The sequence below is a fragment of the Mycoplasmopsis synoviae ATCC 25204 genome (assembly GCF_000969765.1).
GTDB classification, from domain to species: Bacteria; Bacillota_I; Bacilli_A; order Mycoplasmatales; family Metamycoplasmataceae; genus Mycoplasmopsis; species Mycoplasmopsis synoviae.
Genome location: NZ_CP011096.1, coordinates 331271 through 354788 on the forward strand (window position 1 = coordinate 331271; position 23518 = coordinate 354788).

A 23518-nucleotide genomic window follows, 5' to 3' on the forward strand; every position below is an offset into this window, starting at 1 on the left:
CAAGAAGCTTTTAGTGATAATGTATACAAACAACTTAAAGCTACAATTAGCGCTATAATAGCTTTATGCGATTTTTTAATTAAAAATTTTAAAAATAATCCTAATTTAAAAAATGATGATTTATCTCTTTTAGAGCCTTATCAAATCATTTGGGGATTAGTTTCTCAAAATCAAAAAAATTTAACAGATTCAATAGCAATTGCTGATAATTTAATTTTAATTAATAAAAACCAAAATAGCAATTAAGAAATTATAAATTTAAATAATGCTTTTAATAATTATTTATCTTAATTATAAAAAATAATTTTTAAAAATGATTTAAATTTTTATAAAAACGAAGTTTTTAGCCAAACTTTTTCAGATAAACTTTCGCAAGAAATAACAGATGATATAAATAAAAAAACAAATTTATATTCAGATTTTTTATCAAAAATAAAAAATAAAACAAATCAATTTACGGCAAAAGATTTTCAAGAAGCTTTTGCAATAAAAATAAAAGGAATTTAATGAAAATAGGATCAACAAAAATAGCACTAGAAGCAATTGAAAAATACCAAAACATTATCATTTTGCATCATATAGACCAGATGGGGATTGTCTTGGTTCACAATTTGGATTAGCCGAATTAATTAATACTAACTATCCAAATAAAAAAGTTTATTGTATTGGAAATAATTACAATAGCTTTAATTTTATGGATTTTAAATTTGATAATGAAAGCGAAATTGACTACAAAATTCACTAGCCATAATTAATGATGCATCAAGTGTTGATAGAATTGAAAATGCTCATATTTTATATGAAAATAAAACAACAGCCAAGCTAAGAATTGATCATCATCCAAATGATTTAGATATTAAATATGATTATCTTTGAGTTGAATCAGATTATGTAGCAGCAGCTGAAATGATAGCTAAATTAGCCTATGATGCAAAATGAAAAATCACTAAAAAAGCTTCAGGCTATATTTATCTAGGAATTAATACTGATTCAGAAAGATTTTTATATCCAGCAACTTTTAAGCAAACATATAAATTAGTTGCTTATTTAATGGAAAATGGATTTCATCCTGACTATATATTAAAACAAATGGCAAAAAGAAGTTTTAAGCAATTAAAATTTGTCAGACATTTACTTTCTAATTTTAAAAAAGAAAAAAGAGTTTTATATTATTATGTTGACTTAAAAACTCAAGAAAAATTTCAAATGAATTCATTTGAAATTGCAATGTTTGTAAACGAAATGGCTAATATTGAAGATAATTTAATTTGAGTTTTATTTATTCAACTAGAAGATAAAAAAATAGGAAAAAGAATTAGATCAAGCGGTCCATTAGTAAATGAAATTGCCAAGCGTTACAATGGGGGCGGGCATGAAAACGCAGCTGGCGTTACTTTAAATTCAGTTGAAGAAATTCCAGTTCTTTTAGATGAGTTAAATGAGGAGATTTTAAAATTTGAAAATGCAAGTAAATAATCATAAAATTGCCCTTGAAAAAATTAAAAATTACGATTCAATCGTGATTTTTCATCACATTCAGCCAGATGGCGATTGTCTTGGATCTCAATTTGGTTTAAAAACCTTAATAAAAGATAATTTTCCAAATAAAAAAGTTTATTGCGTAGGTGATTCAAAAAATAATTTTAGTTTTTTAGACTTTCAAATGGATAATGAAAAAATAACTCCTGAAATAATGAAAAATTCATTAGCAATAATAGTAGATGCTAACTATAAAGAAAGAATCGAAAATAGAAACCTTTTAGATTTAAATCTTTTTAAAGAAACGCTAAGAATTGATCATCATCCTAATGAAGATGATCTTGATAAATGTACTAGATGGGTTGATTCAAGTTATGTAGCTGCTGACGAAATGATAGCGCATATGGCTATTTTAGAAAATTGAAAAATTTCACAAACAGCAGCTGAATATTTATATTTAGGAATTAATACTGATTCAGGAAGATTTTTATTTTCAAATACATCTAGTAGAACCTTTTTTATAGTTTCTAAGCTTTATGAAACCAATTTTAACGCTGATAAATTATTAAAAAATTTAAGTAAAGTTAATTTTAAGGATTTAAATTACAACGCAACTTTATTAGCAAATATAAAAACATATCAAAATATAGTTTATATAAAAACAACAAAAGAACAAATGGCAAAATTTTCAAAAAATGCTGATAATGGAGTTAAAGTAAATTTAATTTCTAATATTGAAAATTATCCAATTTGAGTTCAATTTTTAGAAAGAGATGACAATAAAATAAGAGTTGAAGCTAGATCCAATGGACCAATTGTTAGAAATGCGTGCGTAGATTTTAATGGTGGGGGTCACCAAAGAGCATGTGGGTGCGTATTAGAAGATTTTTCAAAAGTTGATGATTTTTTGAAAAGATTACAAAAAGAAATTTAAATATTTAGTATTATTAGAGAAATAAGAAAGCAATTTTTTAAATAATTTATTAAATCAAAAAAATAATTTGGATTTTTTATTTTTAAAATAGCTTTTTTATTTAAAAAAAGAAAGAAAAAATAGCTATTTGGGAAAATAGCTTCCCATATTGTAAAGTGCAAGTTATCGCTTACAATTTAATAAAATTGCCGATTTTTAAAAAGTTGGCTTTTATTTTTTATTAGTTATTATTTTTTCTTTTTTGAGTATTTGTGAATTTTGTTTCTTGGTACAAATCCTTTAGCTCTGGTATATAGTGGCATATCTTTAAGAATTGGATTTTATAAATATTTGTTTCAATTATATTCATGAAACATTTCGTTTGGATGCTCTCAATTTTTTAGAAATTTTCTTCAAGTTAGATTTAATATGTTTTAAACTTTTCAAATTTAAAGGTCATCAATTTTTTCAAAGTTAGTGCTTTTTTTGAAATATCTTCGAATGTATTTATTGATATTTTAGGTAGTTACTTTTTGATGTGAAGCATGAGGATGAGCTTTATAAATATAAATTTTTAACCTATATCCTATATAGAAAATTAAGTTAAATTTTAAGCCTTGATCTATGGTAATATATTTAACATTAAACTCAATAGCCTTTAACTAAATTTCAAAGTTCTAGATTAATGTTTTATGGATTTTTAGTCATTATTTTTTTAATTAAAACAAATCTGGTGAGTCTTTTTTGGAAAACTAGTAAATGAGCTTTAGCTCCTCTTTTACCAACGATTAAATTTGCTTCCTAGTGGCCAATTTTTTTCTTTGAGCTATTTTAAAAGGCTTAACTTAGCGTTTTTAAGCAAGCCACTCTTGGAGAGATTTTTGCCTTTTGTCGCCAAATACATAATTGCTTCTAAGTAAATTTTTGCGATTTATTTTTCAAATTTTTGAATTAATTTAATTGTAAATCGTTTTAATTGAAGGACATTTAATGTTATAGTTACGCTTGATAAAATCCGCAGTGCTTTCAACTGTCATTTCTTTGAGTTATAAATTTTTAAGAATTTTTCTTCAAATTCTTTAAATTTATAAATTTCAGATTTAAGTTTAAAGTGGTTTTTCAGCCAATTCTAATGTCATGATTTTCTAGCAAGCTTTGCATCATATCCATATTCACTTGAGTTTTTCTAATTTCTTTAATCAATGAAGAATGACAAATTTCGAGATCTTTAGCCATTTTTCTAAGAGAAAAGTTAAAGTTTTGTAACAAGAATTCTATTTTTCACGAATATCATAAGAAATTCGTCTATAATTTTTAATGGTTATATATGAATGCTCTCTTGAGAGCATTTTTCTTTCTTTTTGTAGTGAGTTTTTAATAAAAAAAACTCTCAAAAAAATATTAAAATTTTTTTGAGAGTGGTAACTTGGAAGTTACAATGTGGGAGAGCTATTTGGAAAAAATAGCTTTTTTTATTAAAAGTATGTACAAAACAAAATTAGATGTTAAAACAACACAATTTGCAATTCATGATTTAAAAATAGAATTTGCTAAAAATTTAGCTAAAAGTTTAAATTTAATAAGAGTTTCAGCTCCTTTATTTGTAGAAAAACAAAGTCAGGTTAATGATGGATTAAATGGAGAAAAACCAGTTGAATTTACACCAAAAAATACAGATAAAGTACACGAAATAATTCATTCATTAGCTAAATGAAAAAGAATAGCGCTAAAAAAATATAATTTTGATTTATATCAAGGTTTATATACTGATATGAATGCAATTAGAAGAGAAGAAACACTAGATTATAAGCATTCTTATTATGTAGATCAATGAGATTGAGAATTAGTAATTAATTATCAAGATAGAAATTTAACATTTCTTAAAAAAACAGTTAACAAAATTTATAATGCTATTAAAAAGACTCAAACTTTCATAAATAAAAAATATAACCTAGAAGACAAACTACCACAGAAAGTATTTTTTATTTCTTCAGGTGAACTTTATAAACTTTATTCAAATTTAGATGCTTCAAAAAGAGAAGATGAAATTGCAAAAATTCATAGAGCTGTTTTTGTTTATAAAGTTGGTTGTAATTTAAAAGATCAAAAGCCACAATCCGCTGGTGCCTTTGATTATGATGATTGAAATTTAAATGGTGATTTAATTTTTTATGATCATGTAAATGATAAATCTCTTGAAGTATATTCGATGGGAATTAGAGTTGATGAAGAGAGTTTATTAAAACAAAAAGCTATCTAGAAATTTCAGATAGTAAAATGGGTCAATATCATCATGATATATTAGCTAGAAGTCTTCCATATACAATCGGTGGTGGAATTGGACAAAGTAGATTGTCTATGTTTTTATTAGAAAAAAACATATAGGAGAAGTTCAAGTATCTTCATGAGATGAAGAAAACAAAAAATACGAAAAGGAAAATAAAATAAAATTATTATAATGCAAAAAGAAAAGATTTCAGTTGGTTATACAAATACTTCATACAAACAAGGTGATTTATTTATACAAGAAAAAACTTATAACGGAATGAATCATCAACTTAATTTAGATGAATTAAGAAATTTAGATTTTGTTCCTGAATTAATATCACATAATCACGAACAAACAGTTTGAAAATGGATAGAATCAAAACCATTAGTTTTAACAGATGAAAACATTAAAAAAATTGCTATAAATTTCAAAAAATTACATGATTCAAAATGTGAATTCCCAAAAAATAACATAGCTCAAAGAATTAAAAATTATTTAAAAATATTAAGCGAAAAAAATATTAATATAAAAGAAGTTAATGATTTTTATAATAAAGTCAATTTAGTTTTATCAAATATGGACAAATCAACACCTCTACATAATGATATTTACCAAAGTAATCTTATCTGAGGTAAAGATGATAAGATTTATTTTGTAGATTGAGAATATGCTACAATGGGCGATAAACACTTTGATTTAGCTTTTTTTATTTGTGCAGGACATTTAGATCAAAGACAAGAAGAATTATTATTAAAAACTTATGGTAATTATTCAGAGGAATATCTTCTTCAGCATAAAGTAGTTATTTTTTATTTAATTATATTATGAGTAAATGCACAAAAAGTAAAACATTTTGACGATAAACCATATATTGAGAAAATGCTTAAAGCTGAAGAAAAATTTCAACAAAGAAAAGCACAAAACTTTAGTTAGTTTTAAAAAATATAAAAGAAAAAAGCCATTTGGTTTTTATTTTTTTGTTAATTACTAATTGAAAATTGAAATAAAAATTTCTAAAAATAAATTGTCAATAATAAAATTTTAGTTTTCTTTAGACATCAACTATTTAAAATCAACTGTATTTATCTTCGTATAATTTTTCTTCTTGTTCTTCGTTTTCGTTATCAACATCTAAATATGTGTTAACTTTTCCTAACTTTGACACTTTTATTATTTTTGAGACTTTTTGAATTTCTTAATATATTTTATATATTAAGAATTTTTTCTTTTTTTCTTACATATATAGTAAAAAGGACAAATTATGGCATCAGTACAAATCATTAAAAAGAATAAAACGCAATATGTAAGAATTGTGGAATCATATTGAGACAAAGAAGTTAAAAACCCAAAATAAGAGAAGTTAAGTTTCTAGGAAAATTAGAAGATCTTACAAAAGATAATCCAAACTTTATTGAAGAATTAAAAGAATCTGTCAGTTCAAAGAAAAATAAAAAACAAAAAGATAGAAATGAACAAATTTTACAGATTATGAATTCGTTGAAATTGGACAAATTTAAAGGGACACAAATCAAAGGTTATGGAAATTTAGTTTATGAAGAAATTATGAATTATCTTGAATTACCAATTTTCTTAACTGATTTACAAAAGAAAAATAGTAGATTAAAATATGACCTAGCATCAATTACAAAAATACTGATTTTAACAAGAATTTTAGAACCATCATCTAAACGAAGTTCAGTTGAAAAAATTAAAAAATATTGATACGAATTTAATGATAGTTTAAAAGATGTTTATCGATCTCTTGAGTTTTTACAAGATAAAAAAGTAGAAATTTTAAGCTATTTAAATGAACAATTTGTAGAAAAAATCAATAGAAATTTAACTTTTTGTTTTTATGATGTAACAACTGTTTATTTTGAAAGTTTTTTACCGGACGAACTTAGAAAATTCGGCTTTTCAAAAGATAATAAAGTTAACCAAACACAAGTAGTGTTAGGTCTTTTGATTGATGATATGGGAATACCAATTTATTACGATTTATTTCCTAGAAACACATCTGATTTCTTAACTTTAAAACCTGTTTTAGAGAATATAAAAAAGGATTTAGGTATAGAGAAAATCACTATTGTTGCAGATAGAGGATTAAACTCAAAAAATAACTTATTAGCCATAAAAGAAGCAGGATATGACTACATTATGGCTTACAAAATCAAAGGTAAAGAAAATAAAATCGAAGGAATTTATGATCTTGAAACATACAAAATGATCTATGAAGAATTTGGTGTGAAAAAACAAGATCACAAAGAGTTTTTTAAATCAAATAATACCTTCTATGAAATTGATAATAAACTCATTTTAACTTTCTCAAGAAAGAGACAAAGAAAAGATAAAAAAGATCGTGAAAGACTCATTAAAAAAGCTGAAAAATTACTCAATTTATCAGCTATAAAATCAGAAATGAAAAAAGGTGGTAAGAAGTATTTAAAATTTGCAGATAACGAAGTTGAATTAGATCATCAAGCCATTTTAAAAGATGAAGCTGCAGATTGTTTTTACGGAATTTTAACATCTCATGAAGATATGGATGAAAAGGAAATTATTAAGCAATATTCAAAACTTTGAAAAATCGAAGAAAGTTTTAGAGTAATGAAAACAAACTTTGAACTAAGACCTATTTTTCTTTCGAGAGAAAATACAATTAAAGGGCATTTTTTAATTTGTTTTCTTGCACTCACAATCCAAAGATATTTAGAATTTGTTCTTGATTGTTGTGGTTATCCAATGCCTACAAATAAAATAATTGATGCAATTAAAAATCAAAAATTATCAATTATCCCAGAAATTAATACTTATATTAAAACAGAAGAATCTGAAGATTTCAAAACTATTTTAAAAGTTCTTGGAATTAAACCAATTGAGACTATTGGTAAATATGAAGATATTAAATTTACTATATAGGAATTGTATTATAAAAAACTACGAATAGCTCTATATTGTAAGGTTATTCGTAGTTTTAAGTTTTAAAAGTGTCAAAGTTAGGAAGTGTCTTTAAGGTTACTTATTTAAATTACTTTTTACCTTTTGACGGTGCGTGATTTGGATTTTTTTGATTTGATCTATTATCTGCATTGTGTTTGAATGCAGAGTTATTGCTATTCTTTACATTTGATCTTTGATCATTTGATTTATTTTTTTCTGTCATTTTTACTCCTTTTTATTTGTGTGATTAGTTATTGTCACACTAATTAATATTTTATTAATAGACTTCCTAATTTAATTTTAAACTTTATTTCATAGTTTTAAATCCTTGCAACTATTTTTTTAATCATTTAAGTTCAAATTGCTTTCCTCATAATGTAGTTTTTTAGATAACACAATCAATAGATTTGACTATTATAAATAATTAATATAATGACGAAAGATTCTTCCAAATACATATATAAAACTGCAAATCCATTTAGATAAATAAAAATAATTATTGATTCCTACGTGATAAAGAGCATAGTTTTGAAAAACACAAATCCTAACTTTCTTTTTTGAGGAGTAAAATTTGCAACATCTTTTCCTCTAAATAAAATTTTTTCCACTAGTTGGTGTTAATAGTCCAGCTATTGAGTTTAGCGTTGTTGTTTTCCCACAACCACTAGGCCCTAGTAATGTTATTGATTTTCCTTCTGGAATGCTAAAACTAACATTATCAACTGCAAGAGTTTCACCAAAATCAATGTTAAGATTTTTTAACTCAATTGAAGGAATATCTTTTTCGTGTTGTTTGTCATAAATTTCACGCTATTTTTTAAGTGCTACAATATCATTTTCTTGAATTTGTAAATTTTTAATTTTTAAGTAATTTAATAATTTATTTAATAGTTTTATGTTTTATTTTTTATTTCCCCTTAACATTTCATCAGTGAAAATAATTCATTTTGAGTTCTCTTTTAATCTATATATATTAATTTGTATATCTTCGAAATTTTTAAAATAATGATAATATCCAACTTTTTCACTTTGTGCTTGATACATGGCATCTGATATTTTTTGATATACCAAACTAGAATATGAATTAGGATTGTTTAATTGCGCTTTTCAGCCATCATCTCCATATGGAAGAGTATAACCAGCTCTTGTGATTTCAACTGAATATGAATATTGGAAATCATCTCCAAAAAATATATCTCCAACCATTCTTCCAAAAGCGTCTAAACCTTCGGTAAAAGCAACTCTTACTGTTTTGTTTGGATCAACTAAAGCAGCTTTCCCAAAATTAGTTGACATATAAGCGAAGTCATATTCAAATGGTGAAGCCACTATTGAATCGCTTTTTTTACCAACAGCTTTTTCAGGAGTATCTATTCCTTTAAGTCTAATTCTAATTTTTTGATCAGTAGTAAGTGGAATACTTGATGCTGTTGTTGCTTTAACTGGTTGTACTGTAAAAGTATCGCCATCTTGTTGTGAAACTATTTTTGCATCAAAATAATTTCCTTCTTGTTTGACTCAATCAATATTTACTTTTTGAAATTTTGATGTATCAACTGAAGTGATGCTTTCTAGTTTTGTTTTTAAATCTGGATTTACAACATTTTGTTTGTTTATTGATAAAAATATATTTTGAAAACCATTAACTGGTAAGTTGTTGTAAAAAAGTCCATAAATTATTGACAATTTATTGCTTACTGAATTTATGGAAACAGTTTCGCCATCACTTCTTTTTTCACCTAAATTACCAAGTTCTAAACTACTATTAGTTCCAATATATTTTAATTGGAAATTATCGTTATTAAATTTTAAATTAAAAACCTGAGGGTAATTTTTGATGTTTTCTTTAGGTATTAAAATATAATCAGTTGGTTCTACTGTTATATTTCCTGTGAAACTTGTTTTATTTTGATTGGTGAATTTTGATTCCAAGGCAGATTCTAATGCTGATTTTACTTTAGAATTAAAATCAATACTGTCTTGAGTTAATTTATTAATATTATTTTTATAATAATTTTCATTTAATCTCAATAAATATTGTGTTTGAAAACTTTTAGGTAAAACTAGTTGATAATTATAAGAAGTTGTTAAATTAATATCGCTATTACTTCCAGTTTTGAAGCTAGCTGTAGTTTGACCATTATTTTCTGTATTTGCATTGCCACAACTTATAGCGCTAATAGAAGTTAGAATTAAAATTGGGCTAACTAATGCTATTTTTTTTATTTTTTTCATGATTTAATAAGTAAATTATAAATTAAAAACTAATAACTATTTTAAAATAGTTATTAGTCCTAAATTATCATTCCCAGTGCAACACTCTTAAATAGGGTGTTGTTTTTTATAAAATTGAAAAAAGATATAAAAAAAGATCCCCAGCAAAGGAATCCAAAATGAATTATAACACTAAAAAATATTCAAGATTAAATTTAGAAAAAAGATACCAAATAAGTTTTTTATTTAATGTACAAAAAGAATCTATTTCCAAAATAGCACAAACATTAAATATTCACAAAAGTACTATTTCTAGAGAATTAAAAAGAAATTTAGATAATTTTGGTCATTATTTTTGCGAAGTTGCACAACAAAAAACAAATTTAAGAAAAAAATATAGGTCTTTATTTAAACATCATTGAGCATTAGAAAATGAATTTGATCAAAAATTTCAAAAATATTACAACAAAAACATTCACGGTGTAAAAGCTACTATTAATAAAATAAAAACAGAAAATCCAAAAATGAAAACTCCTTCATTTCAAACAATTTATAGGTGAATAAAAACTACAAAATGAATTTTTAGACCAAGCAATAAACTTCGTCAATATTACAAAAAAGGTGGGAAAAGAACTAAAACAATTTCAAGGTTATTAGATGTAAACAAATATGTTTTACCTATTTGAGCAAGAAGAAAATCAATAAATACAAGAAAAGAATTTGGACATTGAGAAATGGATTTAGTTATCGGTAAAAAAGCACATAAAAAACAAAATCTTTTAGTTATTGTTGAAAGAAAATCAAGATTAGGTTTAGCTATAAAAGTTGTTTCTAAAAATCCTTTTGAAATTCATAAAAAATTAAATATGTTAATTAAAAAATATGATTTAACAATAAAATCCATAACAATCGATAACGGAATTGAATTTGAAAAAATAAGTATTTTTGGAAAACAAAAAGATATTCAAATATATAGAGCAGAACCTTATGCTTCTTTTCAAAGAGGTAGCAATGAACATTTTAATGGTTTAATAAGAAGGTTTTTTAAAAAAGGAACTGATTTTAATGATGTTTCTGATGATTTATTAGAAGATGTTGTAAATCAAATAAATGAAATGCCAAGAGAAATTTTTAATTGAGATAATTCTAAAAATTTATTTTTAAAAGAAAAACTCAATCATAATAAAGAAAACTTTATATAATTGAGTTTTTATGTTGCACTAGAAGTGAGAATTTGGGACTAATAACTATTTTAAAATAGTTATTAGTTTTTTGAATTTTATTAATTATTATTTGAACCAAATGTATCTCTAAATGATTGAACAAATTGATCAAATGTTTGAAGTTGTGAAACTTGTGTTCCATTTGCAGCTTGATTTATTAAATTTTTAAATGCTGATTCAACAGAATTTCTAAATGCATCACCTTTTTCTGAACCTGGTGATTCATATGTAGTTCAGTTTGCTTGATCTTTTGCTGCATTTTTAAATACTTGTAATGCATTTTCTAAGAATGGGTTATCTGTTCTTGAATTTTTTCCAGAATCAAATGTTTTATCAGAAACTGAATTTTGAAAATCTGATGTTGGCATTACATATGACATTTGTTTTTGGAAAAATAATGAAGGAGTTGCAGTTACTGTTGATTTTGAATCATCTTTAAAGAAAGTATATTCTTTCTTAGAAGTTACAAGTCAATGTACAAATGCTCTAGTAGCAGCATCATCAACTTCATTTGCTTTTATACCAATTAAACTAGGACCTTGTAAATAAATTGAATTTTTTGCTGAATTTTCATTTCATTTTGTTGGAGCATTTATTACTACAAGTTCATTTTTATTTAATGTATTTGATGAAGTTTGTTCTTCAGCAGTTCCACCTAGTAATTTAATATATTTTTCTCAATCAGCTTTAACTGGATTTGAATTTGAACTTTTCACAAATACAACAAGACTTTTTTGTGGGTTTTTAGAATTGCTACTTTCAGCAACTCCACCATAAATAATTTCACTTGAATTTTGACTAGCTGCATTCTTTACCACTGTTTGGAAATCTGTAAATTCTTGAGTTTTTGAACTATCACTTTGTTGCAATAACAATAATTTTCAATTACTTGTATCGTTTTTAATTTTATCTATAGCAGCTTGAATTGATGCATCGTTTGTTGTGTCTATTGACTTAATATCAAAACGTGATTTTAAAGTAACATTTGATTTTGCAAGACCATTTTTAAATGAACCAAATCCTAAAAATATTTGATCACTTGTATAATTTGTTCTATATTTTCTTCCAAGACCATTAAGTCCTAATCCAAATGTTAAAAATCCTGATCTATTATAGTTATTTCTATCGCTTTTATTTGTTGAAGCTTTAAAGTTGAAACCAGAATATTGAGAGAAATTAAAATTAATTGTTCCCTCAACTGATTCAATATAGTTGTGAGTATAACCAGCAATTGAACCAATACTCATTGCAAATTTATGATAAATTTGTTTATTTGAAGTAAATTGTCCTGGACCTTGTAATACCACACCCTGTGTTGCAACTGCGCTTCTAAATGTTTCATAAACAGTTTTTGCTGCAACATTAGCTGGAGAACCTGTTGTTGTTAAAGAATTATAATTAACAGTATTTACTCCATTTTTTTTAGAAGTTGCTTCAAGAGAATTAGCATACCGATATCCAGTTAATGAATAAACACTATTTTGGAATGTTGATGTAGGGCTGTCAATACCTAAAACGTGTAAATCATTTTGATTATCTTGTGTATTTTTAAATAATTTTTGTGCTAATTCAGCAAATTTAATTAAATCTTCATAATTATTAAAAATCTTTTTAGAAAATTGAAAGCCTTTTAATAATTCAGTTGCGTTATCGACTGGATCACCTCATTGCTTTTGAATTTGACTTCTGTCAGGTTGACCCTTAGAATCTATTTCTGCAACAAAATTTTTTGTATCAACATCATCTGAGAAAGTTACTCCTTTTGCTTTCATTGTGTCTAATATATAAGACATAACAGGAGCATTAATAGTTGAAACCAAAGTACTTTTCATTATTGGTAATATGTATGTAGATGGGTTTTTAATGTTTTCTGTTGTTGCGTTTGAATTAACAAAATCCTTGTTAAATAATGAAATATCTGTATCTAAATCAGGATTTCCATTTGGGTCGTTAAAACTTAATAACATATTGCTATTTGCAAGTATTGCCCCAACAGGAGAATAATTTAAAATTAAGTTAAAAAAATTATCAGTATTTTTAGCTTCTAAATATTGCGATACTTTTTTTGCTCCTTCCCCATAACCTGAACCAACATTATTTACAGTAACTTCTTTGAAAATATTTCCAAGTTTCGCTTTTAATTCGGCATCATTATTATAAGCATTAACTAATTCATTTAAAGCTTTTGCTTGTGCTCCCCCTTGTGAAAAAGTCATAGCTAAAACAATTTTGTCTTTTTCAACTTGCTGAAAAGCGTTAGAAGATGCTTCTGGATTTGCGCCTAATAAAGCGTTTAATCTTCTATCTTTGATAGATGAATTGTCAGTAACACCGCCAATATTATTGTTACTTTCATTTATTGATCCATTTGAACTTCCACATGATGCAGAAATAGATAACGCTGCAATTGAACCTAGCGTTCCTAAAATAAATTTAATTTTTGTTTTATTCATAGTATTATATATAGTCCTTCAAACCTAAATTTTGTATACAAATAATATAGTAATCAAGTCATTTTAGTGATAATTTAATTACTTATTCCATTATACCAAAAAATATGAAAAACTTATTTGCAAACGCAAATAATTTTATTTTTTTGAAATATAATATTTTCGATGAAATATTTTTGTATTTGTATTTTACTTTTTTTTAGTTAAACATTTTTAAGTATTTAAATCGCAACTAAATTCTTAAAATTAAACATGTTTTTAAAAAAGGGCGCAAAAATATTTTAGCATAAAAAAACACAAAAGGAAATTTTATGCAAATTAATACTGACGCACAAATTGAACAAAAAGCTCAATATCAAAATGATTTAGATCAAAAAGAACAAATAAATTATTTTAAAGAAAATTTACAAAGTAAACTAAGAAGTCAATTTGGTGATGAAATTTTAAATCAAATTAATTTTCAAAAAGACTTAAGTGATAATACTAGTTTTACAAATTCAGATCTTCAAACTTTACAGGAAAAAGTTTCTGGATTAAAAGATTTATCAAATAATTTAAAAACAATCATAAATACATATAATAATAACTACTTTAGTAATAGTGATCAATATCCATCACAAAGTTTATTAAGTGAATCAAAAGAACAATTACAAGAAGAAGAAAAATATTCAAAATTTATAACACAAGCTCAATGAGATCAAATAAAAGGTGATTTTAATTTATGAATAAAACAAGTAAGCAATTTTTTCTAATTTTGTCGATAATTTTGTAGGAGAAATCGGACAAATAATTAAAACAATTCAACCACTTGTGTCAGATACAGCCGACATTGTTAACGAATTAGATTTACCTGGTGATTTTGAAATAGTAAAACTAGGAGCCCTAGCTTTAGAGTCTACAAACCTTGTATTAACAGTTTTATCTAAAATTCAAATAGATGGAACATATATTTATACTTATGTTTCAGCTATAAATTACGAGCTAAACAAACAAGATGATATGGTGCTTTTAAGTAGACTTTTTTCACAATTAAAACAAGATGCAGATAATTTATCTTGATGAAGAAAATATTTGCTTGGGGGATGAATAATAAGTGAAAAAGCAAATGAATTAGCTCAAAAAACTACTGATTATTATCAAGAAGCAATAAATAAATATAACAATTCAATTCAAGCACAACAACAATATTCTGATTACGAAAATCAAATATATCAAAGTTATAATTCGTATTAATTTTTATGTTATCTAATTATATAAATGATGAAATAAATCAAATAAAGCAATATAAGATATGTAATTTATATTTTGTTTAATTTACTAGCAATTTTTATATTAAGTTTAGTTTTTGTATTTAATTATTTAAAGCAAAAGCTTGACAGTAATGTTTATATTGTCTTTGAAATATTAGCAGGATTTTCAATTGCATTTTTAGCTATTGGCGTTTTTAGATCTATTTTAATATTGATAATAAAATCTTCTTGAAAATTTTTAAACGAAACTTTTCTAAAAGAAATTTTAATTATGTATTTTATTTTTTCATTAAAATTTAAAAAATTAAACACATTAACAAAAAACAATACAATTTAGATGCAATAACTATAAAAATTTTAAAAAAGTTAAATAAAAAAATTGATACATTTTTAAGAGGATCTCTTGCGATAGATTTATTGACAGATTCAAATTATAGAATAACAAATGATATAGATTTAGTTTCAGATAACAAAAATATAAATTTTAGAAAAATTTTTGAAAAAGAATTTTCATATTTCGAAAAAATACATTAGATCAAAATTTTTTAAAAGGAAAAATTTTAGATAAAAAAATAGAAATAATCAATTCATTATACATAAACAAAAGAAATACAATAAAAATTAAAGGTATAAAAGTTGCTAATATTTAATATGTTTTGATTAGTAAAATGGTACAGTTACCTTTCTTGTTTTCAAATCAGCAAAGTGTTCAAAAAATAGAAAACACAATTTTAGATATTGAATTTATTATTAAATACATAAATCAAAAAAACTTAAAACTTCAGAATTTAGAACTTTTATATTTAGTAAAACAAAATTTAGTTTCCGATTATTCTCTTAAATTATTTTTTAAACAAAATAATTTCTGACAATTCATTAATAATGAAATTAATGAAAAAGAAAAAAATAAAAATAAAATAAAAAATACAGTTAGTGACCCAAAATAAGTGATCAAATTATTACCTATTTTGATTTGCATTATAACAATAATGAGGTAATTCAATTAATTAAAGAATCAACACTTTTATCAGATGATAGAAGCAATTTAACAAATCAGTATTATAAATTTAATTCAAAAAGTAAAATGAACATTGAAAACTTATTACAAGAATTTGATTCGCAAGAAACACTTAATAATTACATTCTTGAAAATAAATATATAAACCTTCCTATTGAATACAAAGAAATTTATGACGATTTGTTTCCAAATAATTATAAAAATGTTGATTTAAGATTTATTTTGTTAAACAATCTTTTGGAAAAGTTACATTATAAAAAAAATAATGGCTATAAAAATTTTTAACACCAAACCAAATTAAAATCAATATTTTTAATTCAAATACATTAACAAGATTCTTTTTTGCTTTATTTGTTATTATGGTTACAACATATATAGTTGGTACTTTTATTTGAAATTTTTATTTCGATAAAGTAAATGTCGAAAAAGCGACAAAATTTGAATATTTTATTTTTATAGTTTCTTTTTTAGTTGATATTTACACATTAATTGTTTTAATTTTAAGAGTCATTATTTCGTTTTTTATTTTTAAAATTAAAAATATTTTTATTTATATTTATTTATATATTACATTTTCATTTACTGATGCAAATAGTATTATAAAAGACAAAATCAAAAAATTACAAAAAACCTTTCAAATTAAAACCTGATAGTTAAAATCAAAAAAACTAGCAGGTTTTTTTAAAAAAATAAAAAAGTAAATAATCAAAAAATGTGTAACAAAAAAAATTTTACATTTTTTGTAATTAAATTTTATTTTGTTTAAAATTAGCTAGTGACTTTAAAATATTAAATTTAAACACTTAATAATAAGGAATTAAAAATGAAGAAAACAAAAATTATTATTTTGTCAAGTTTAGTTTTTTCAACTATGACACCAGCATTGGCAATTTCATGTGGCATTAATACAAACCAAAACAAAAAAATCAAAATCAAGAAACAAAAACAAAAAATGCAAATGATGAAAATTTAGCTTTAAAAAAATCTGATAATTTTATTGATTTAAATATAAAAATTAATTGTAGCATTAGGAGATAGTATTACAGCTGGTTTTGACGGAACTTTTCCTGATGATTTTCCTGGTAAATTAGAAAACAACCAAATCACAGGAAGCAGTTATCCTGCATTTTTGGCAAAAATATTTAATAAGCAAAATAGAATTGCTTCATTTAATAATTATGCTAAATCAGGGGCAACAATTTCACAATGATTAAAACTTTTTGATATTAATTATCCAGGACAAAATGATGCTAGTTTAAATATTTTTGGAAATTCTCCCCAGGAAATTAAGGATTTTCAAACAAAAGTATTAAGTGATTTAAAAAAACAAATTTAATAACTCTAATCCTTGGTGGGAATGATTTTTTTGAATTAATTTTTAATGAATTTCAACAAAATAAATTAAACCTAGATTCAGTAAATGAAGCTCTAAAGGAAACAAAAAGTAATATTAAAGAAATTTTTAATTACTTATTTAAAGATATTATTAGTGAAATTAAAAGAAGATATCAATATCTTCCCATATTGTAAAGTGCAAGTTACCACTTACAATTTAATAAAATTGCCGACTTTAAAAATCGGCTTTTATTTTTCATTAGTTATTATTTTTTCTTTTTTGAGTATTTGTGAATTTTGTTTCTTGGTACAAATCCTTTAGCTCTGGTATATAGTGGCATATCTTTAGGAATTAGATTTCATAAATATTTGTTTTAATTATATTCATGAAACATTTCGTTTGGATGCTTTTAATTTTTTAGGAATTTTCTTCAAGTTAGATTTAATATGTTTTAAACTTTTCAAATTTCAAGGTCATCAATTTTTTCAAAGTTAGTGCTTTTTTTGAAATATCTTCGAATGTATTTATTGATATTTTAGGTAGTTATTTTTTGATGTGAAGCATAAGGATGAGCTTTATAAATATAAATTTTTAATCTATATCTTATATAAAAAATTAAGTTAAATTTTAAGCCTTGATCTATGGTAATGGATTTGACATTAAATTCAATAGCCTTTAACTAAATTTCAAAGTTCTAAATTTAGATTTCATGGATTTTTAGTCATTATTTTTTTAATTAAAACAAATCTGATGAGTCTTTCTTGGAAAAGCAGTAAATGAGCCTTAGCTTCTCTTTTACCTTTGATTAAATTTGCTTCCCAGTGGCCAATTTTTTTCTTAATCCGATTTTAAAAGGACTAGTTCAAAAAGGCCTAACTCAGCGTTTTCAAGCAAGCCACTCTTGGAGAGATTTTTGCCTTTTGCCGCAAATACATAATTGCTTCTAAGTAAATTTTTGCGATTTATTTTTCAATTTTTTGAATTAATTCAATTGTAAATCGTTTTAATTGAAGGACATTTAATGTTATAGTTACGCTTGATAAATTCCAGAGTGCTTTCAACTGTCATTTCTTTGGCGTTATAAATTTTTAAGAATTTTTCTTTAAATTCTTTAAATTTATAAATTTCAGATTTAAGTTTAAAGTGGTTTTTAGCGAATTCTAATGTCATGATTTTCTAGCAAGCTTTGCATCATATCCATATTCACTTGAGTTTTTCTAATTTCTTTAATCAATGAAGAATGACAAATTTTAAGATCTTTAGCCATTTTTCTAAGAGAAAAGTTAAAGTTTTGTAACAAGAATTCTATTTTTCGCGAATATCATAAGAAATTCGTCTATAATTTTTAATGGTTATATATGAATGCTCTCTTGAGAGCATTTTTCTTTCTTTTTGTAGTAAGTTTTTAATAAAAAAACTCTCAAAAAAATTTTAATATTTTTTTGGGAGTGATAACTTGGAAGTTACAATGTGGGAAACGGCATAAGCCGTTTTTTATATAAAATTATGAAAAAGTTAAATATTTTCACTTTTATTTTTTAAAAATAATTATTTTTTGTTTTAATAAACTAAAAATAGTAAAACTATATGATCGTATAAATCAATTGTTCGATTTAAAGAAAGAGGTATACATATACGAAGATTTTAGAAAAAATTTTATAAAAACAATAAAAAATGAAAGATATTCTAATCTTTTAAAATTATTTTCTGTGATAAATAAATTAACTTATATTTGAATGAAAAATAATAATGTAGAAATAGTTAATTTACCAATTACAACGCAAAGTGTTACTAGTCCTATGGGATTAGGTAGCGACTCGAAACCTTATAAAGTTATTTCTAAAAGTAATTTAAATTATGAATTCTATTTGGCAGATAGTATGCAATTTCACCTTGAATTAATGTTAAGAGCTAAAGATATTTCTAGTGCTGGATATATAACAAATACCTTTAGAGGAGAACAAGTTGATAATAGACATTTATATCAGTTTAATCATTTTGAAATTGAGATGTTAGGTAATTTAAATAATTGTAAAGAAAAAATTATTGATTACATTAAATTTATTGTTAATGAATTAATAAAAAAACATAAAAATTTAATTGATTTTTTAATACTAATAATTCAAATAGATTAAAAAAATGATTATCTAATGAAGTTATAGATTTAAAACATGATCATGTTATTTCATTATTAAAATTAGAATATCCAGTTGGTATAGAAAAAATTTATTTAAATAAAAATGATTTTATAGAAAGTGTTAATTCTAAGGGGGAACAATACTTAATAAATAAATTTAAAAATAATATTATTTGATTAAGCAACTTTCCATGACAATTAGTTCCTTTTTATCAAAAAATAGAAGGAGATTATGCGATAAACTCTGATTTATTAATTGGAATAGGCGAAACTGTTGGTTCTAGTCAAAGATGTATAACATATAAAGAGACATATGATTCAATACTAAAACACAAGAATAATCCCAAACATTATGATTGATATTTAAAAATGAAGTTAGAATCAGAATTAGAAACATCTGGTTTTGGTTTAGGATTGGAAAGATTAGTACTTTTTATCATAGATGAAAAAGATATTAGAAATGTTCAGCTATTACCTAGAGAAACAGATAGGGAATTATTGCCTTAATTTATGATATATAGAAAAATTTTAAAATTTATTGATGACTTAATATCCGAATTTAATCTTTTATTTTCATCAAATATTTCTTTAATCTTAAAAGGAAGTTATATACTTGCTAAAAATAATATTTTAAAAAGATCTATAAATGATTTAGATTTTTGTTTCATATCAGATATAAGGGAAACTGATAAACAAAAGTTTTTACAGTGAATAGCTAATAGATTGCCTAATAGTAAATTTGACGATAACTTATTAATTACCTATATATTTGATTTTAAAATAGAAATTGTAAGTTTAGAAACTATAAATTTATCTTTTGTTAATAAAAATAATTATTTAAAAATATATATGATATAAGTGTTAATTATGCCATTTTACAAAAAATTTTATCTTTTGCTTATCTATTTTCTGATGATTTTAAACATGACAGGAACCGAAAAATTTCGGAATTAGTAAATGATTTAGAATCAGTATATAAATTTAATGGTAATTTAATTAAAGAAATAACATCATGAGCACTATTAAGAAACGCAATAAATTTAAATTTATTTAATACTTTCTTTATTTATAAACATTATAATTACGATAAATATCATATTAGATATTTTAAATTTAAAAGCATAGAAAAATATTTAAATACTTATATATATTCTGATATTAAAAAAATATATAAATTTATGAATAAGGAATCTAAAAAAATAATTATTTTTTAGATTTATTATTAAAAAATAATTCTTTAATAATAAAAAAAATTATTAGTTCTTATGAAAAACCTACTTTGCCTGGATTTGAAATTAATTTTTTAACAAATGATATTGATGTTAGAAAAGATAAAAAAACAGTATTTTTTTTAATATTTTAAATAATAAAAAAGCAGTTTTTATTTCTCATTTAGATGAAGTTGGAGGAATAATTGTAAATGGTAATATTTATAACTTAGGTACTATGAATTGAATAGATGGAATTTATAATGTATATGATAAAAAATCTAATTTTATTTTCGATATAAATTGCAACAAAAAAGATAACAACTTTTTTTCAGCCGAAAAAAATAGAAAAATAAATAGACCTACTTTATTTTTTTCTGATAAAAAATCTAATTCATTAAATAAAAATGATATATATCAAATATTTCCTTCTACAAAAACTATTGTTGATAAAGTATTTATTAAAAGTAGAAATTCTGACAATAGAATGCCGGTTGCTTGTATTTTAAGTTTAAATAGTTTTTCATCAATTAATTATATATTTACAACAAGAGAAGAAATATTATTACAATCTTCTAAAGAAAATAAAAATTGAATACAAAAAAAATTAAATCAATTATTAATATTGAATCTTCAGAAAGTGATCAGTGGGATATTGAAGGTATATTAATAAGAGTTTCTGATACTTTTACAGCCGTTAATTTATCATTGCTAGAAAAACTAAAGAAATTATGTAATAAATATTCACTTCCATATCATTTATATTTTGGATCTGGATCAACTGATATTACAGAACTGCAATATGAAAACTCAATTACAATAGCTTTACCTGCTGATAAAATTCATAGTTATGAATCTAATGTTTTAAGTAAAAACATGTATTATATGTTAATTTTTATGGAGCTTATAAATGAAGAAATCCTTTAATTTTAATCTTTTTAAATATGTTTCAGCAGTAGGAATATCATTAATCGGTTCTGAAGCATTTAAAATTTCTTCAGCAATTTATATATATAAAATATCTGGTGATTTTTGATTGGTTACTTTATTATATTTATTAATTCAATTGCCATCAATAATTATTTATATTTTTTCAAATAAATTAGTAAAAATTCTTAAAGATAAAACCGCATTACTATTAACTGATATTTTAAGTGCTTTTTTTCTCTTGATAGTATTTATTATTTCTATTTGATTTTTAACTTCTAACATCTTTTCCATTATATTAATTGTTTTATCAACTATATTGGGTACTATACATTCTTATCGCTTTATTCATTTAAAAAATGTGTTATATTATTTAGCTACAGATGAAAAAACCTTAAAGTCCTTTAATATTGGCAATTCTCTTGCTATATCAATAGGTTTTGTTCTTTCACCTTTAATGTCATTTTATTTATATAATTATTTACAATTTTATTGATTGATAGTTTTTAATATTATTACTTATTTAATATCTGGTATATTGTATTGGAGTTTAAAACTTAATATAAATTCAATTGAATTTTCTAAAAAAACTATTTCACAAGATATTAAAAAAACTAAATTATCAAGCTGAATATTTATTTTTTCTTTCTCTATTTTAATTGGTATATTACTTTATCCTAGACAAGCGGGATTGATACAATTTTTCGCATATATTAAAGATTATAGTTATAATGAATGATCTTTTTGATTCACATTAACTATGTCAATAAGCGGTTTAATAGCTACCATTTTATTGATGATATTAAATCATTTTAATAAATCTAAAATAAAATTACATATACTAATGCTAGTAATGCTCATTTTAGCTACTTCATGAATTTTCATAGAAAAATTAACAACTTCTTCTTATGTTATTTTCATATATTATTTTTTGATCAACACTATTCAACAGTTTATTTTTAGTATCACATTACCAACCTTTTATTCTGAATCATACAAGTTATTTAATAAAAAAGATTTTCATAAGCAAAATGGTTGATCATTGGCCACTAGAGTTATAGTTTCTAATTTACTTATAATTCTATTTACATTTTTTAACAATAAATTTAGTTATTATTGAGCATATTTAAGTTATTCGCTTATTATATTAATATTGTCTACACTTATAATTACAACTTCATTAATTATTTTTAAAACAAATAATATTAATAAATTTTATTCTTCTAAAAAAACTTTTAAAGATTATGAAGAATATACAAAAAATGGTCTTTGAAATTCAGAAAAAAATATAATCGAAAAATATTTTTTCGATAATACAAAAGAATTAAAAATATACGATATTGGATGCGGACTGGGGAGAACTACTTTTGAATTAAAAAAAATGTTCCCTAATTCTAAAATTGAAGCAATTGACATAAATAAAATATTTATTAATAATTGCAAAAAAAGAAATTCTGATAATTCTATATTATTTAAGCATAAAAATATAATAGAGAAAATTAACGAAAAAGAAAAATATGATCTTATTTTGTTTTCTTTTAATGGTTTGACAAATATTCTTGAAGAAAAAGAAGTTAGAATGGCTTTAAATAATATTTATAACTTGTTAAAAAAGGGTGGAAAATTCATTTTTACTATACATGATATGTTTTCTACTGAAGAATACAAAAATTATTGATTAGAAAAAGTAAAAGTTTATGACTTAGAGTTATTTTCTGAAAAAAAAGTTCTATCAAATAAAGAAAATGATATATGAGTAAAAAACAGATTTTACACACAAGAAGATATGAAAAAAATATTATCGGATGAATTTAATTTTAAAATTTTGGAAGTATCAAAAAGAGATGAAAAATTAGAAGAAGAATGAGTTAAAAAATTATCCAAACCTTTATTATTTTATGTTACACAAAAATAGTTAATTCTATAAATATATAATTTTAGAATTAACTATTCCCACATTGTAACTTCCAAGTTATCACTCCCAAAAAAATATTAAAATTTTTTTGGGAGTTTTTTTATTAAAAACTTACTACAAAAAGAAAGAAAAATGCTCTCAAGAGAGCATTCATATATAACCATTAAAAATTATAGACGAATTTCTTATGATATTCGCGAAAAATAGAATTCTTGTTACAAAACTTTAACTTTTCTCTT

The 23518-nt window shown here is 23.3% G+C and carries 19 protein-coding genes and 4 pseudogenes; 17 read left to right on the plus strand and 6 right to left on the minus strand.

Annotated features, from left to right (window positions below; genetic code table 4):
- Positions 1-506: 506 nt before the first annotated feature.
- Both VY93_RS04620 and VY93_RS01510 read left to right on the plus strand, forming a co-directional pair.
- A pseudogene (locus VY93_RS04620) lies at positions 507-1476 on the plus strand (DHH family phosphoesterase).
- A complete protein-coding gene (locus VY93_RS01510; RefSeq protein ID WP_020002753.1) occupies positions 1463-2413 on the plus strand; it encodes a DHH family phosphoesterase in 951 nt (316 codons plus the stop codon). The pseudogene VY93_RS04620 and the gene VY93_RS01510 overlap by 14 nt, the downstream one beginning before the upstream one ends.
- A 1035-nt stretch (positions 2414-3448) precedes the next feature.
- Here the strand turns inward: VY93_RS01510 and VY93_RS04225 are convergent.
- Positions 3449-3628 carry a hypothetical protein gene (locus VY93_RS04225; RefSeq protein ID WP_020002741.1) on the minus strand — a complete coding sequence of 60 codons (180 nt, stop codon included), beginning with the start codon at positions 3626-3628 and terminating at the stop codon, positions 3449-3451.
- A gap of 247 nt (positions 3629-3875) precedes the next feature.
- Between VY93_RS04225 and VY93_RS01515 the strand changes: the two are divergent.
- The 3 genes and pseudogenes from VY93_RS01515 to VY93_RS04280 all read left to right on the plus strand — a co-directional run bounded on the left by VY93_RS01515 (position 3876) and on the right by VY93_RS04280 (position 7580).
- Positions 3876-4851 (plus strand): annotated as a pseudogene (locus VY93_RS01515) (aspartate--ammonia ligase).
- Positions 4851-5594 carry a phosphotransferase family protein gene (locus VY93_RS01520; RefSeq protein WP_011283432.1) on the plus strand — a complete coding sequence of 248 codons (744 nt, stop codon included), beginning with the start codon at positions 4851-4853 and terminating at the stop codon, positions 5592-5594. Before VY93_RS01515 ends, VY93_RS01520 begins: the two are co-directional and overlap by 1 nt.
- Before the next feature lie 328 nt (positions 5595-5922).
- Positions 5923-7580, plus strand: a pseudogene (locus VY93_RS04280) (IS1634 family transposase).
- A 109-nt stretch (positions 7581-7689) separates the two neighbouring features.
- Here the strand turns inward: VY93_RS04280 and VY93_RS04370 are convergent.
- From VY93_RS04370 to VY93_RS03855, 3 genes and pseudogenes are all read right to left on the minus strand, one after another.
- A complete protein-coding gene (locus VY93_RS04370) occupies positions 7690-7824 on the minus strand; it encodes a hypothetical protein (protein ID WP_020002737.1) in 135 nt (44 codons plus the stop codon).
- A 290-nt stretch (positions 7825-8114) separates the two neighbouring features.
- Positions 8115-8405, minus strand: a pseudogene (locus VY93_RS04565) (ATP-binding cassette domain-containing protein); the annotation flags it as partial.
- A 96-nt stretch (positions 8406-8501) separates the two neighbouring features.
- Positions 8502-9836: a thermonuclease family protein gene (locus tag VY93_RS03855; RefSeq protein WP_020002738.1), complete on the minus strand. Its 1335-nt coding sequence runs from the start codon at positions 9834-9836 to the stop codon at positions 8502-8504.
- A 158-nt stretch (positions 9837-9994) separates the two neighbouring features.
- Here VY93_RS03855 and VY93_RS01540 point away from each other — a divergent pair, with 158 nt between their 5' ends.
- Entirely contained in the window at positions 9995-11017 is a 1023-nt protein-coding gene (locus VY93_RS01540; RefSeq protein WP_020002725.1) for an IS30 family transposase, read from the plus strand.
- An 80-nt stretch (positions 11018-11097) separates the two neighbouring features.
- On the opposite strand, the gene VY93_RS01545 is transcribed toward VY93_RS01540, so the two are convergent.
- A complete protein-coding gene (locus VY93_RS01545; RefSeq protein ID WP_020002776.1) occupies positions 11098-13491 on the minus strand; it encodes a P68 family surface lipoprotein in 2394 nt (797 codons plus the stop codon).
- A gap of 308 nt (positions 13492-13799) precedes the next feature.
- Here VY93_RS01545 and VY93_RS01550 point away from each other — a divergent pair, with 308 nt between their 5' ends.
- The 6 genes from VY93_RS01550 to VY93_RS04330 all read left to right on the plus strand — a co-directional run bounded on the left by VY93_RS01550 (position 13800) and on the right by VY93_RS04330 (position 17092).
- Entirely contained in the window at positions 13800-14240 is a 441-nt protein-coding gene (locus tag VY93_RS01550; RefSeq protein WP_020002775.1) for a hypothetical protein, read from the plus strand.
- Between the two features lie 58 nt (positions 14241-14298).
- Positions 14299-14721: a hypothetical protein gene (locus tag VY93_RS01555; protein WP_020002774.1), complete on the plus strand. Its 423-nt coding sequence runs from the start codon at positions 14299-14301 to the stop codon at positions 14719-14721.
- Positions 14722-15406: 685 nt separating this feature from the next.
- A complete protein-coding gene (locus tag VY93_RS01565; RefSeq protein ID WP_144406205.1) occupies positions 15407-15685 on the plus strand; it encodes a hypothetical protein in 279 nt (92 codons plus the stop codon).
- 26 nt (positions 15686-15711) lie between these two features.
- Complete coding sequence (locus VY93_RS01570) at positions 15712-16041, plus strand: hypothetical protein (protein WP_020002770.1); 330 nt, start codon at positions 15712-15714, stop codon at positions 16039-16041.
- Positions 16042-16579: 538 nt separating this feature from the next.
- A complete protein-coding gene (locus VY93_RS04200) occupies positions 16580-16729 on the plus strand; it encodes a hypothetical protein (protein ID WP_020002768.1) in 150 nt (49 codons plus the stop codon).
- A 54-nt stretch (positions 16730-16783) separates the two neighbouring features.
- On the plus strand, positions 16784-17092 hold the full coding sequence (locus tag VY93_RS04330; RefSeq protein WP_223211488.1) for an SGNH/GDSL hydrolase family protein: 309 nt from the start codon (positions 16784-16786) through the stop codon (positions 17090-17092).
- A gap of 837 nt (positions 17093-17929) precedes the next feature.
- Here the strand turns inward: VY93_RS04330 and VY93_RS03860 are convergent.
- Entirely contained in the window at positions 17930-18262 is a 333-nt protein-coding gene (locus tag VY93_RS03860; protein ID WP_027332489.1) for a hypothetical protein, read from the minus strand.
- 434 nt (positions 18263-18696) lie between these two features.
- On the opposite strand from VY93_RS03860, the gene VY93_RS04375 reads away from it, so the two are divergent.
- From VY93_RS04375 to VY93_RS01600, 5 genes are all read left to right on the plus strand, one after another.
- On the plus strand, positions 18697-19227 hold the full coding sequence (locus VY93_RS04375; protein WP_223211484.1) for an amino acid--tRNA ligase-related protein: 531 nt from the start codon (positions 18697-18699) through the stop codon (positions 19225-19227).
- A 263-nt stretch (positions 19228-19490) separates the two neighbouring features.
- Positions 19491-19736 carry an amino acid--tRNA ligase-related protein gene (locus VY93_RS04380; protein WP_408633534.1) on the plus strand — a complete coding sequence of 82 codons (246 nt, stop codon included), beginning with the start codon at positions 19491-19493 and terminating at the stop codon, positions 19734-19736.
- Positions 19737-19739: 3 nt separating this feature from the next.
- Positions 19740-20087, plus strand: coding sequence for a hypothetical protein (locus tag VY93_RS04385; RefSeq protein WP_026365136.1), 348 nt, complete (start codon positions 19740-19742; stop codon positions 20085-20087).
- Between the two features lie 941 nt (positions 20088-21028).
- Positions 21029-21364, plus strand: coding sequence for a hypothetical protein (locus tag VY93_RS04390; protein WP_026365138.1), 336 nt, complete (start codon positions 21029-21031; stop codon positions 21362-21364).
- Positions 21348-23279 carry a methyltransferase domain-containing protein gene (locus tag VY93_RS01600; RefSeq protein ID WP_020002760.1) on the plus strand — a complete coding sequence of 644 codons (1932 nt, stop codon included), beginning with the start codon at positions 21348-21350 and terminating at the stop codon, positions 23277-23279. Before VY93_RS04390 ends, VY93_RS01600 begins: the two co-directional genes overlap by 17 nt.
- Positions 23280-23518 lie beyond the last annotated feature (239 nt).